The organism is Alishewanella sp. HH-ZS, from assembly GCF_001704375.1.
GTDB classification, from domain to species: domain Bacteria; phylum Pseudomonadota; class Gammaproteobacteria; order Enterobacterales; family Alteromonadaceae; genus Alishewanella; species Alishewanella aestuarii.
Map to the genome: position 1 here is coordinate 62,312 of NZ_LZEJ01000017.1, position 12,420 is coordinate 74,731.

The following is a 12,420-nucleotide window of genomic DNA, read 5'->3' on the forward strand; positions in this document are numbered from 1 at the left end:
TTTCGTTTCGAAACTTAAGCGAAAGAAATGAATAAGCGTAATACCCAACAACGCCGCCATCTGATCGTCGCCCGCCTGCAACAACAGGGCGAAGTGACTGTTGAGCAGTTAGCCGAGCAATTTCAAACCTCCGAAGTGACGATTCGTAAAGACTTAACGGCATTAGAGGCCGCGGGGTTGTTATTGCGCCGCTATGGTGGTGCTGTGCCGGTGCCACAGGACTTTGTCTCCGATAGCAGCCTGGAAAAAGTTTCAGAGCGAAAGTTGGCGATTGCCAAAGCAGCGGCGGCGCTGATTAAAGATCATTACCGGATTATTATCGACAGTGGCCGCACCACGGCGGCCTTGTTACCTGAGCTGGCGCAAAAACGCGGTTTGGTGGTAATGACCAACTCGCTGGCCATTGCCAATGCGCTGCGCGAGCTGGAAAACGAACCGACGCTGCTGATGACTGGCGGTACCTGGGATCCGCAATCGGAAGCCTTTCAGGGCCAGTTGGCAGAGCAAATGCTGCGTAATTACGATTTTGATCAGCTATTTATCGGTGCCGATGGTATCGATCTGGCGCGCGGCACCACTACCTATAACGAGCTGTATAGTTTAAGCCGGGTGATGGCTGAGGTTGCGCGTGAGGTTATCGTGATGCTGGAGTCCGACAAGCTGGGGCGCAAAATCCATAATCTGGAGCTGCCCTGGTCACTGGTTAAGGTACTGGTTACCGACAGCGGCTTGCCGGAAAGCGCAGCGGCTGAAATAGCAGCACAAGGGGTAAGGGTGATCCGGGTTCAGGCCTGATTAACCTGAGAGCGATAACGTAGAATTTATTTATCAACTTATTGGAGTAAGTGTATGTGTGGCATTGTAGGCGCGGTCGCGCAACGGGATGTGGTGGATATTCTGGTTGAGGGTTTACGCCGGCTGGAATACCGCGGCTATGATTCTGCCGGTGTGGCAGTAGTTAACGACAGTGGCGAGCTGCAACGTTTGCGCCGCCTGGGTAAGGTTAAAGAGCTGGCGGATGCGGTTGCCGCGCAGCCGGTTCCCGGCGGTACCGGTATCGCTCATACCCGCTGGGCTACCCATGGTGAACCCAGTGAGCGCAATGCCCACCCGCATGTTTCCAGCAATATTACTGTGGTGCATAACGGTATTATCGAGAACCACGCCGTATTACGCGACGCCTTAAAAGCCAAGGGCTATATCTTTACCTCTGACACTGACACCGAGGTGATTGCCCACCTGGTCGAAGAAGAGCTGAAAAGCCACAGTTCATTACTGACTGCGGTGCAGGCTGCGGTAAAACAATTACACGGTGCTTATGGCACTGTGCTGCTGGATAAAACCGATGCCAGCCGCGTGGTAGTGGCCCGCTCGGGCAGCCCGCTGGTGATTGGCCTGGGTATTGGTGAAAACTTTATCGCGTCGGATCAGCTGGCGCTGTTACCTGTTACCCGCCGCTTCATCTTTTTAGAAGAAGGCGATGTGGCCGAAATTACCCGCCACAGCGTTAGCATTTTTGATAAAAACGGCCAGGCGGTCGAGCGCGAAGTGCATGAGTCGAACGTTAGCTATGACGCCGGCGACAAAGGCCAGTATCGCCACTTTATGCTAAAAGAAATCTACGAGCAGCCAAGTGCGATCAATAACACGCTGGAAGGCCGGCTGAGCAGCGACAGCGTGCTGGATGAAACCTTTGGCAATGGCGCGGCTGAGCTGTTTAAAAAAGTAAAACATATTCAAATCGTCGCCTGCGGCACCAGCTACCACTCGGGAATGGTTGCGCGTTACTGGTTGGAAGCGCTGGCTGGCGTGTCCTGTAATGTCGAAATTGCTTCTGAGTTCCGCTACCGTAAATCCTTTGTGCAGCCAAACAGCCTGCTGGTTAGCATTTCACAATCCGGTGAAACGGCCGACACTCTGGCGGCACTGCGCTTGGCGAAAGAAGCCGGTTATCTGGGCAGTCTGACTATTTGTAACGTCGCCGGCTCGTCGCTGGTGCGTGAGTCGGATCTGGCCTTTATGACCCGTGCCGGCGCCGAAATCGGTGTTGCCTCTACCAAAGCCTTTACTACCCAGTTAGTGGGCCTGGCGATGTTAACGCTTGCGGTGGGTAAATATAACGGTTTAACACTGGAGCAACAGCGTGAGCTAACCGCCGCCCTGCGCAGCCTGCCAGCCAAGCTGGAAGAAACCCTGACACTGGCGCCGCAAATTGAAGCGCTGGCAGAAGAATTTGCCGACAAGCACCATGCGTTGTTCCTCGGTCGTGGCGATCAGTATCCAATCGCGATGGAAGGGGCGTTAAAGCTAAAAGAAATTTCCTATATCCACGCTGAAGCCTATGCCGCCGGTGAGTTAAAGCACGGCCCGCTGGCGCTGATCGACGCCGATATGCCTATTATCGTCGTTGCACCCAATAACGATCTGCTGGAGAAACTGCAGTCGAACGTGGAAGAAGTGCGTGCCCGCGGCGGTATTCTGTATGTGTTCGCCGATGCCGACGCCCGCTTTAAATCAGATGCCACCATGCGCGTTATCAATGTGCCGCATGTGGCTGATATTCTGGCGCCCATCGTCTACACCCTGCCACTGCAGTTACTGAGCTACTATGTGGCCATTATCAAGGGCACCGACGTAGACCAGCCGCGTAATTTGGCGAAGTCAGTTACTGTCGAATAAGCGGTACTAAAATACGAAGGCCATTTGTGGCAGAGTAATAAAGTTTCACACTAAGTAATAAAATATAATACTGAGTATTAAAGAGTCATCCTGAAATCGCAGAAAGCCAGCTAAATTGCTGGCTTTCTGCTTGGGTAATTGAGTCTGTTAGTTCAGGTAATTTAGTTGAAGATTTAAGGGCCTTATATCAGAGCTTAGTAAACCAAAAAGCGATACAACTCTGCCTTGTGAACAAAACAGATGAGGATGAACAAAGATTTTATAACTTTATCTGTCACACCGAGATCCAGCATCTAACAGACATCCTTTATCAAGACGCACCAATCCCGGATAACTTCTCTGATTTAAAACACCTATTATTTGAACGCACTCTAAACCGCAAATGACAGCAGCCTGATCAGTATTAAGCAGCAGAGCTGATCAGCCGTTGCCAGCAGAAAAGATCAATTTGTGCAGCACCGCCAATTGCTGGCGCTGCCCCGCATTGCCAGCCCTGCTGTTTTACACTGATCAGTTCTACCGGTAAGCACTGACCAGGCTGCTGGTGGTTTTGCTAAGCTTGGATATAAGAAGGGACACAGGAAAAGCGTCCTTTCTTAAGTGATGAAATAGTTTAAATATCAAACATTTAAACTTGAAAACTGCGGCAAGTCTTATACTCCATGTAATTATTGGCCGGTATTATTTCTCTGGTAAATAAAAAACAATATAACACTACCAACTATGTTGAAAATTAAAATTGTGAAAAAAGCAACAATAAAACTTCTCTTCATTGCAACTGAAGCTAGCAACGGAATTACAACAAGAAAAATAGCATTAGTAACCAGCGCAAGAGAGAAAATCAAATGAATAAAATCACTATCAACCCCAGGTTCTGGGGCCGTCGCGAAGGCTAAAACCAAAAATACAATAATTAATATTATACTCCACTTCCAAATAGAGATTATTTTTTTTGATGCAATCATTACAGATCTCACTTCAATTCTTCTTTAAGTATATCCATATCAACGGTTAAAGTAGCTCTAAAAAATAAAACAGTAGCTTGTACTTCAACTGTATTGTCAGTACTAACTGTTGCAGGGCCGGCACTTAACTCTATGTTTAAATCTGGGCCCTCACGCTTCAATGATGTTGTTTTAGGTACTCCACTACTGCTATCGGACGTTTCTTCAATTTTAAAAAGTTGAGCTTTAGCGCTGACTGATCCTGATTCATAACTAGCTCCAGCAGCAAGTGTTACTAAATTTTCAGGTCCATTCGGTCCATTTCGAACAATCATTGACGCCTCAGCACCAGCATACGCTTTAGCAGACGGCGTCTTGGCGCCAATCCCGGCACCCAATGCTGGTCCCGCACCCAAGGAAGAAGCTTTTATTAAAGCTCTAGATTGGTTTATCTGAGCTCTAGCTTGCTCAATGTCAGGCATCCCTCTACCTGTAGGGTTCCGCCCATCTGGATCCACAAACCTATACGGATTATTATTAGCATAAGCATACCGGTTAAACATCATCGGGTTGCTGGCGGTAAAGCCTACCGGGTCGTTTGAGTAAAACCTGCCAATAATTGGGTCATAATACCGCTGCTGCATATAAATTAGTATGCAGCACGATCCTATCCAAATAAACGCAAAAGCAGCAAATATGCTGCCTTAGAAACTGCTTTAGCTTGTTAAGACCGGTATCGAGACTTTGTTTTCTAGGGCTGTTGCAATTGGCGTGTACAAATCAATTTCTGCAGTTGGCGCTTCTATCGAGATGATCAGAGCATATCTTGCTTTTTTGTTGTAACTTTCCAATTTAGCGCGAGTGCGCCACCAGCCCATGGCAGGGTAGATTGCCAGTACTCCCCGATCAGCTAACTCAGCTGCAGTTCCACTCCATACATCTTTATGGACTGATCCCTTATTACGAAATTCTCCAAGTAACCAATTAGAGTCGACTGGAGCTTTCTTACTCCCAACCTCCTCTGACTGGGCAGCTCTTGTCATTCGCTGCATGAAGTCCTGAACAGACTCTAGCGGCCGTTTAACATCGAAACGCAACTGGTGACTTGGGTATCTGTACTTGCTGGTAACATTTCGACTGGAAGGATTTGGCTCAATGAAATATGACAATGTTACAGTCATTTTTACTGGTGTTTCACCAAGCGCCTGTAGTTCTGCTTTCGGCCATGGAAGGTCGTGCAGATGCATGTCTTTTGTAGCTGGTGGCCCTTTGATTTTTTCAAATGGTTGTAACTCATCCTGAATTATCATAATCAAAGAATTGTTCAAACTCCAAAGAGCCCTGTTTAGATCGGGTACACCATACCCCACTGTCCTCGCAAGCCTATGTGCTTTCTGACGTTCAGTCTTTAAGTTCGGATCTGTAATCTGAGCCTTCATTGCATCTGTCCAATTTGCAGAATGAACCATTAAAGCTCTGACTGTTTCTGGCCACAATTCTGGGTAGTAGGACAAGATTTCAGCAGCAAATTTAGCTGCAAGTCCAGTCGCTGCACTCGTTGCGTTGAAGGTAGTAAATAGCCGCCGTTGAATATCGTGGGATGTTGTTAATAGCTGTAGGCTAGGTAACTCTACCGGACTTATGTCATCTACAGCAACATTTCCCCCTTCGAAAACGACCTCTGGTTTTATTGGTGTATCTGATTCCCAAAGAATAGATGTCGAGCTATGCGGACACAATCCACCGTCTGGCGCAAGCAACGTGAATTGCTGAGGATCTGCATCTGATATCTGCATTTTCCGAGTATATGCACCTATTGTCAGTGCATTCCAAGATTGGGCAGGATCATGAATATCCTGAACTTCATTGTATTTTGGGTACTCAAGCAAATTACTCAGGCTCGCGTCAGCATTTCCTGCGCACACTAAAAGCAATCTTCTGTATTGATTTTCACCCAGATAATCTGATGCTAAAGCATCAACGGTTGACGACCATGTTGATGGACGTCCTCTATCCCGAGACTCCAAGGCAGACAACGCTAAGGCATAAACACGTTTGCGAACAGGATTCTTAATTTCGACTTCGGAAACCCCGTCAGACGTGATGTTTCCGAGATGCTTTCCTTCATTATCGCCTGGATAGCGCAGTAATTTTGAAGACTCAATGCGATGCCGAATCTCGACTTGGCTTAGCTGACTCAGCGGATCTGTTAAATCACCCCATAGCGCTATGCCTGCCATTTCAGTGCCATGGCCATCACTGTCGGCTGCATCCCAGGTTGGGTCTACCACAGACAAATCAGCAGCTGAGCATGCAGGCTTTAGAAGTGGATGTTCAGCATTGACGCCAGTATCCAAAATGCAAACGTAAGGAGAGTCATCGGATGCAGTAAAATTAGCGCGTTGAAGCAAGTCTGTTGACCAAGCACGTTGCTCTTCGATATTTAAATTATCGAAAAAATCAGCAGTCGTCTTTGCCTTTCTGATTTCAGATATCTTGCTTAATAATAATGCCGATGACGACAACGCAGCAAGGCTTCCGCGGACTAATAGCACTGTGCGTTCAGGAAACTCCAGAACGCTATCAGATACTAATAGCTCCGCGACAGCGGCTAATTTTCTGAAATCATGAACAACTGCAAGCCTGTCAGACAGAACCGGTAACCATACCTCGAACCAGGTTATCTCATCTACTGATTGCGGGTACAACTCTGGAGCATCAGTCCATAAATTCTCTATAGCAGTTTTTCGGATTCGTTCGATGACATTGAGCAAAGAGTGATTTCTAGGCCCTTTTTTGCCATTTTTAGCGGGGTCCATGTATTCAGCAATTTTTCGCTCAAGTACATAAAGTTTCCCTTGTGGAACGAGAATGGACACAGTAACAAGTTGTCCCGCCTGCGTCACATTTAACACTTCTATACCCGCTCTGGCATCGGCAAGCTTTTCAAACTCGAAGTCATAAGCTGTATCAGCATCAAAGCTTATTTGAAGCCCAAACGCTGATTCTAAATCGTATTCCTCAGCATCTTGAGAAAGTGAAATCTCGTCAGGTTTAAGTGCGGCTAGCTCTTGTTGAAGTTTAGCGCCGTGAGCCTGCGGATTTCTCGCCGGAATATTGGGTGTGATAATTACCTTTTTCGGGTAAGTATACTTTTGAGGCTTGCCATTCTGACCAATGATTATATGACGCTTTACATCCTTGTTTTCAGCCATATTTACTCAATATCCTCGCTAAAGCTCTTTTGCATAGTTCTTCTATCAATTATTGCGGCTTCAAGGGCTGGCATCGTTACTTTGTCATAGCCGTGGATCAACATATCCTTTATCGCTTCTTCCGCTGCCCTGGTTATCTCAGCACTGCTCAAGCCCAATGCCTTATCAGGTAACTTTTTCCATGAAAAATTTTTAGTTACAAATGGCGCTAGTCGATTCTTGAAAAGTGTTATGACCTCTTCTGCTGTGGGCAGCTCATATCGGATAACATCATCAAACCGGCGGAATAAAGCACTATCAAGTATTTCAATATGGTTCGTGGCACAAACAATCAAGCTGTTGGAGTCATCTTGCTCAATCATCTGCAGAAAACTATTCAGAATTCTGCGCGCTTCGCCAACGTCGTTAGCATTGGAACGTTGGGAACCCAATGCATCGAACTCGTCGAAAAAATAAACACCGCGAACATTATTGATCGCATCAAAAACTTGGCGAAGTTTTGCAGAAGACTCCCCCATAAATTTGGTGATCAGTGCATCGAGGCGAACCTGAAACAACGGATAATGCAGTTCGCCAGCAAGTATGGATGCAGTGAGGGTTTTACCTGTCCCTGGCGGGCCAACAAGAAGAATCTTACGACGAGCTGACAGGCCATGACTCTTGAGTTTTGTCATGAACTGTTGTTCTCGAACCAAACGATTAAGCTTTTGTTTTAATTCATCTTTTGCGATAAGCTCTGTCAGCTTGTTTTTTGGTTCAGAAGCAAAAAGTAACCCGCTGGTATCTTGCACACCCTTGGCTATCGAGATAGGGGCTGATTTGGAAATACTTGCCTTTTTTCGAGATATCTCAACGAGATCGCGTAGCTCTTGAGCAAGTTTACCATGCCCATTTCTAGCTTCATGAGCCGCAACCTGGAGGGCTACAGACAAAAAGCGATCATCATCCTTATCAAGATGCGATTGTAATAACGCTTTTATTTGCTCTGAGCTGGCCATAATAAATACTCTAAGTTCGTCCCTAAAACTGTCTCAACTACTAAATGAAACTTACTGATCATTTTTACATATATAAAGCAAAACTGCTACCCGATGGCTGCAGCACAAAGGGTAATCTACGGACAATTTGCTTTACATTGTGTATTTATACAACAGTTTTAAAATAGTCCGCTCCCTCCACGCGCCGAAGGATGCGTTTTAATATACACTTCTTTGAGCTTCTGCCTGCTGACATGGGTGTAAATCTGTGTGGTAGTGATGCTGGCATGTCCCAGCATTTCCTGCACATGCCGAAGGTCTGCGCCGTTATCCAGCATCATGGTGCCAGTCGCATGGCGGAACATATGGCAGGCACCAAAACGCTTTATACCGGCCAGGCGGATGTAACGCGAGGCCAGTTCTGACAATTTACCCGGTTTAAACGCTTTGCCGTCATTGGCCAGGAACAGCGTATTGCCGGAGCCGACATAGTTAATCATCGGCCGCACTTTGCTGATATACACCGCCAGCCACTCACAGGCGCGTTGGCTAATTGGCACAATACGCTCTTTTCGGCCTTTGCCATGATTAACCCGCAGTAGCTGTTTCTCAAAATCCACATCATCAAGTTTTACCGGAATAAGCTCACCACGGCGGACACCGGTAGCAAACAAGGTTTCCAAAATCGCCCTGTCACGAATACCCCGCAGGCCAAACTGTAACGGCTGCACCAGAATAAGCTCAATTTCTTCTTCGCTGAACAGCGCTTTAGGTAACGCACGGCCAATAGACGGCAGTTCAATGCCCTCCAGGCTGTTGCGATTAAGTAAGCCCTTGCGGTACATGGCCGCAATAAACACTTTCACGGTGGTTAATATATTGCGTTTATGCGCCACGCCCAGTGGTTGGCCATCGCGCGGTTTACGCTGGCTGTTCAGGTACGCCATAAAATCATCCATCACATCCAGCGTGATCTGGTCTATGGTCTGAAGCTCTCTGGCAGCACACCAGCGGCAAAACTGCTTAAGCCGCGAGTGTTTTCCATAGACGGTATCAGCACTTTGCCCTTTGGCTGCGCACAATGCCAAATAATATTCCATACACGGCCACAGCAGGCGGCTGTCAGGCTTGTCCATAAATCAACTGCCTGATGGCCGTTAAGCCTTGCTGCTGGTAAAACCCCGGTTCAGGTTTGCGCCAGTGCACCACGGGTTTATCCCAATGCCGAAGCCGCACCGCTATCCGATAACCTACCGCTGCCACTATATGCGCTTTGGCATCAAGCTCGGGGAATACCACACAACCCCGAAATCGCTCATGGCCTGTGGTCATCAGCAGCCCTTGACGCTGCAGGCTTCCCCGTATAGCACCACCATCAAAGGTACGACGTTCCGGCAGTTCTTTGCCCAAGGTTCGGTCACAAAAACCAATCATCCTATGGGAACGTTGATCTGGGCCAAGGCGTGGTGACTTTGCAACAAACTGCTGAGCCAGTTCGCTTTGCAAGTAGCGCTGATGGTAAAACTCAAACACCTGCTGCAGGTACATCTCATCCAAATTAAGCTGGCCAAGTAGCTGCAGATACGCTGAAGACGGGTTATTCATCACGTACCTCCTGCACTTTATTGGCTTTTTTCCGCAGTGACTCGCCATGCAATTCCAGTTTATGGGCGCGATGGATCAGCCTGTCCATAATCGCATCTGCAACTGTGGCCTCGCCAATGTAATCATGCCATTTCGAGACCGGTAACTGACTGGTTAGTAACAATGAGCCTTGACCACAACGGTCTTCAATCAGCTCCAAGAGCTCATGTCGTCCAGTTGCGGTCAGCGGTGCCATTGCCCAATCATCCAAAACAAGCAATTTAAACTTAGCCAGGTGATTTCGCAGCTTGGGTAAAGAGCCATCTTTACGGGCAATATCCAGCTCTTCCATTAGCAGCCCAAAGCGCTTATACAATACTGCCTGGTTTAGCTTGATAGCCTGATTTGCCAACGCGCAGGCGATCCAGCTTTTACCCACACCGGTAGGGCCGGTAATAATTAAAAACTGGTTTCGCGCCACCCATTCGCACGTGACCAGGCTGGCCAGATAGCCTTTATCGATCCCACGCTTTGCCAGATGATCGATATTCTCAACACAGGCCTGAGCTTGTTTTAGTCTCGCAGCCTTAAATAGTCGCTCACGTTTCTTCTGTGCCTTGTACTGAATTTCCTCACAGGTCAGAAATGCCAGAATATCGATAACTGGCAGAGCCGCCATATCAGGCGTTTCCAGTACCCGCTGCAGTGCGCTTAACATGCCGGGCAAATAAAGTGACTGCAGATTTTCAAACACCTGTTGCTCACTCATTGCCTTGCCCTCTGTTGATATAATATTGTGCACCACGCACATTGTGATGCAGTGGCAATTGTCGCTGTACTGGTGTCTCTGACTCCGCCGTTTCATCTAAATGACACTGCAAAATCGAGCGCACGCTGCTTGCTGTTAGCGAATGGATGTCACAGGCGCACTTACAGGCTCTTTCAAAGCGTTCATTACCATAATGCCTGGCCAGCTTTTGCAGTTGCGAGCTGGCTTTGCAGCCCTGTAGCGAATGCTCGGGTTTATTAATAAATTGAGCACATACCAAGGCGGAAGCATTCTCGCCAATGTCGTTGGCCCACTGTATAAAATGGGCTTTAGATTGCTCAGCATAAGCTTGATGGCTTTTCGGGCGGTGGCTGGGCTCTGTAGTTGCACCGCCTTTGATAAAGCCGCGCATATGCACGGCAACCAGTTTATGCTGGAAATACATTTCAACCTTCTGTTGGCAAACCTTGATATCCACATACTGGTTAATCAGCTCGTAAGGTACGGAGTAGGCATGGCCAAGGGCATAGACGTGATAGTCGCGGTTGACCTTCTGTTGATGTATCCAGCGGCCAATATCAAAGGGGCTATCCGGCAGCGCTGATAGCTTGGTCCTTTCCAAGTGTTCAAATCGCTCGCGCCGATTGCCTTCATAGCGTTTAAAAGGGCGTTGGTTTAACGGCTCCAACAGCGCTTTTATCGCCTGGTTAATTTCAGCAATGCTGAAGAACTGTTGGCGGCGCAGTACCACTGTGATCCAGCGAGTCACCAGTAACACGCCAATTTCAGCCAGCGATTTATCCTGCGGTCGCCTGACACGGGCAGGCTCAATAACAAAGCCATAGTGCTCGGCCAATTCCTGATAGCTCGGGTTTACTGTCGGGTATTGTCCTGGGGTGGTAATCGCTGATTTAAGGTTATCCGGCACCACTAAGTGCGGCGCACCCCCGTAATAGGCCAACATCTGCTGATGGGCAGCAAGCCAGTCTTCCAGCTTTTGTGAGCGCAGGGCTACCGCGAAAATAAGCTGGGAGTAACCTAACACGCCGACAAAAATCTCCGCAAAGTGAGTTTCTTGTGTTTCTGGATCAGTCCATGGTATCCGCTTACCAGCAAAGTCGACAAAACAGACTTCTCCAGGCGCGTAATATTGGCGCATAGACACATCAATGGATTTAACGAACTGGCGGTAGTAATGGGTAAACTGGGAGTAACAAAACGCATCCGCTGGGCATATGCTGCGATACTCTTCCCAAAGCTGAATCAGTGTTTGGTGCTTAGCTTGCATCAAGTGATGGATATGTGGCCAGTCCGGCTGACGTTTATCCGAGCCGGGCTGTTTCTGCTTATTTAACTTTTCGACCAATTGGTTATCCGCCAACTGCGCAACGACAGTATGGTTTATCGCTGCTTCTCTCAGCCTTTGCCGGTAGGTTCGTACCGTGTTGGGCGATGTCGCCGCCAGTTGCGCAATACGACGGTTGGAAAAGTTAGTGGTTAGCAGCAACCGAATAAGTTGCCGCAAGGTATGCTTGCTCATAATGAGCCTCCTTAATTTCAATGTGAATGAAATCAAGGCACGCGCAGGCCTGTATCTTCAACCAGAGCCGAAAACTTGACAGGGATGCAATAGAAAGCTTAAATAAACGGGTCGAGGTAACCAAAATTCGACGAGTTCCGAAAAAGTCAGAGTCCGCAATACTCTGGCTTTTTCACTTTCTGTGCCTTGGTAAAATAACGATATACTTAGCTACTGTTCGATAGGCGTCTCCTCTGGTTCATATGGTTGTTGCAGTCGTTGTGTTGCCAGCCAACAAGCAATATCTTTCACCAATGCAAATCTGCCGCGCCGTCCTTTTATGGTGAACAATTTCACGGGAAAGGTTCTCTGAGACATATGCTTGCGTAAAGAGTGAATACTTCGATACCCCATAGCCTCCGCGAGTTTTTCGCCGGTCAGCAAAGGCGAACCGTAGCTGTTCATCAGTTCACGCTCTAACTGCAAAGCTAGCGTTTCTAATTCACTACCTTCACTTGTATCTGCCTGCATCGTCATACACCTGCATAGAACTCATAGGATTAACTAAGAGTAAGCAATTCTGCTAATCTTGCATAAGGCTTTATTTCTTAATTAAAGGCACGACTTGGAGAGGTGCAATGAGTATAAATGCCATGCATATCAGAGTGTTAACTCACGCGCTGGGGATTTAGCATTGAAATTGCTAAATTTGTTCGGCGTCAACTATCTTGGC

General features: G+C 47.6%; 11 protein-coding genes and 1 pseudogene. 2 read left to right on the plus strand and 10 right to left on the minus strand.

The window, feature by feature from the left end:
• Nucleotides 1-27 precede the first annotated feature (27 nt).
• Entirely contained in the window at nucleotides 28-795 is a 768-nt protein-coding gene (locus tag A9165_RS08635; protein WP_008950580.1) for a DeoR/GlpR family DNA-binding transcription regulator, read from the plus strand.
• 54 nt (nucleotides 796-849) lie between these two features.
• Complete coding sequence (gene glmS, locus A9165_RS08640; RefSeq protein ID WP_065955575.1) at nucleotides 850-2,679, plus strand: glutamine--fructose-6-phosphate transaminase (isomerizing); 1,830 nt, start codon at nucleotides 850-852, stop codon at nucleotides 2,677-2,679.
• A gap of 668 nt (nucleotides 2,680-3,347) precedes the next feature.
• Here glmS and A9165_RS08645 read toward each other — a convergent pair.
• The 10 genes and pseudogenes from A9165_RS08645 to A9165_RS08685 all read right to left on the minus strand — a co-directional run bounded on the left by A9165_RS08645 (nucleotide 3,348) and on the right by A9165_RS08685 (nucleotide 12,218).
• Nucleotides 3,348-3,644, minus strand: a complete 297-nt coding sequence (locus A9165_RS08645; protein WP_065955576.1) for a hypothetical protein — start codon at nucleotides 3,642-3,644, stop codon at nucleotides 3,348-3,350.
• A gap of 8 nt (nucleotides 3,645-3,652) precedes the next feature.
• Nucleotides 3,653-4,105, minus strand: coding sequence for a hypothetical protein (locus A9165_RS08650; protein WP_255365680.1), 453 nt, complete (start codon nucleotides 4,103-4,105; stop codon nucleotides 3,653-3,655).
• Between the two features lie 81 nt (nucleotides 4,106-4,186).
• Nucleotides 4,187-4,267, minus strand: a pseudogene (locus tag A9165_RS17210) (hypothetical protein); the annotation flags it as partial.
• Between the two features lie 72 nt (nucleotides 4,268-4,339).
• Entirely contained in the window at nucleotides 4,340-6,838 is a 2,499-nt protein-coding gene (locus A9165_RS08655) for a S8 family peptidase (protein WP_065955578.1), read from the minus strand.
• Between the two features lie 2 nt (nucleotides 6,839-6,840).
• Nucleotides 6,841-7,836, minus strand: coding sequence for an AAA family ATPase (locus tag A9165_RS08660; RefSeq protein WP_065955579.1), 996 nt, complete (start codon nucleotides 7,834-7,836; stop codon nucleotides 6,841-6,843).
• A 158-nt stretch (nucleotides 7,837-7,994) separates the two neighbouring features.
• Nucleotides 7,995-8,903, minus strand: a complete 909-nt coding sequence (locus A9165_RS08665; RefSeq protein WP_255365679.1) for a tyrosine-type recombinase/integrase — start codon at nucleotides 8,901-8,903, stop codon at nucleotides 7,995-7,997.
• A gap of 34 nt (nucleotides 8,904-8,937) precedes the next feature.
• Nucleotides 8,938-9,420 carry a hypothetical protein gene (locus tag A9165_RS08670; protein ID WP_065955581.1) on the minus strand — a complete coding sequence of 161 codons (483 nt, stop codon included), beginning with the start codon at nucleotides 9,418-9,420 and terminating at the stop codon, nucleotides 8,938-8,940.
• Complete coding sequence (gene istB / locus A9165_RS08675; protein WP_065955582.1) at nucleotides 9,413-10,168, minus strand: IS21-like element helper ATPase IstB; 756 nt, start codon at nucleotides 10,166-10,168, stop codon at nucleotides 9,413-9,415. Before istB ends, A9165_RS08670 begins: the two co-directional genes overlap by 8 nt.
• Nucleotides 10,161-11,708: an IS21 family transposase gene (istA, locus tag A9165_RS08680; protein WP_065955583.1), complete on the minus strand. Its 1,548-nt coding sequence runs from the start codon at nucleotides 11,706-11,708 to the stop codon at nucleotides 10,161-10,163. Before istA ends, istB begins: the two co-directional genes overlap by 8 nt.
• Nucleotides 11,709-11,918: 210 nt before the next feature.
• Nucleotides 11,919-12,218 (minus strand): hypothetical protein, encoded by a 300-nt coding sequence (locus A9165_RS08685; protein WP_065955584.1) that lies wholly within the window; start codon nucleotides 12,216-12,218, stop codon nucleotides 11,919-11,921.
• Nucleotides 12,219-12,420: the final 202 nt, after the last annotated feature.

Excerpts from the sequence above, each read along its gene's own strand:
- A9165_RS08635 (WP_008950580.1), top strand. The coding sequence starts at position 28 with ATGAATAAGCGTAATACCCAACAACGCCGCCATCTGATCGTCGCCCGC.
- glmS (WP_065955575.1), top strand. The coding sequence starts at position 850 with ATGTGTGGCATTGTAGGCGCGGTCGCGCAACGGGATGTGGTGGATATT.
- A9165_RS08645 (WP_065955576.1), bottom strand. The coding sequence starts at position 3,644 with ATGATTGCATCAAAAAAAATAATCTCTATTTGGAAGTGGAGTATAATA.
- A9165_RS08650 (WP_255365680.1), bottom strand. The coding sequence starts at position 4,105 with ATGCCTGACATTGAGCAAGCTAGAGCTCAGATAAACCAATCTAGAGCT.
- A9165_RS08655 (WP_065955578.1), bottom strand. The coding sequence starts at position 6,838 with ATGGCTGAAAACAAGGATGTAAAGCGTCATATAATCATTGGTCAGAAT.
- A9165_RS08660 (WP_065955579.1), bottom strand. The coding sequence starts at position 7,836 with ATGGCCAGCTCAGAGCAAATAAAAGCGTTATTACAATCGCATCTTGAT.
- A9165_RS08670 (WP_065955581.1), bottom strand. The coding sequence starts at position 9,420 with ATGAATAACCCGTCTTCAGCGTATCTGCAGCTACTTGGCCAGCTTAAT.
- istB (WP_065955582.1), bottom strand. The coding sequence starts at position 10,168 with ATGAGTGAGCAACAGGTGTTTGAAAATCTGCAGTCACTTTATTTGCCC.
- istA (WP_065955583.1), bottom strand. The coding sequence starts at position 11,708 with ATGAGCAAGCATACCTTGCGGCAACTTATTCGGTTGCTGCTAACCACT.
- A9165_RS08685 (WP_065955584.1), bottom strand. The coding sequence starts at position 12,218 with ATGCAGGCAGATACAAGTGAAGGTAGTGAATTAGAAACGCTAGCTTTG.